Origin of the sequence: Streptomyces sp. NPDC017979 (assembly GCF_044328175.1) — a bacterium.
Lineage (GTDB): Bacteria > Actinomycetota > Actinomycetes > Streptomycetales > Streptomycetaceae > Streptomyces.
The window spans coordinates 22,329-22,570 of record NZ_JBIRGU010000027.1 but is presented as its reverse complement, the minus strand read 5'-3'; positions in this window follow the sequence as shown (position 1 = coordinate 22,570).

Here is a 242-nt window from a genome sequence, read left to right as displayed (position 1 = left end):
GCCAGAAGGGCGTCCAGGTTTGTCTTCACACACTGACCAACGGGCGCCCTTCGCCATGGTCGCGGCCAGCACAAACATCGGACTCATTCATCTAGGCGCTCCCACTGACAACCGACCCGCGTGCGCCCCACCTCCACGCCACGTGCCCGGCCTGTGAGCCCGTACGTGACGGGGTGCCTGCCCGTCTGTTGTTTGGCCCGTCTGGTGGGGTGGGGGTGTGCAGGGTCGCCCCCGCAGCGGAT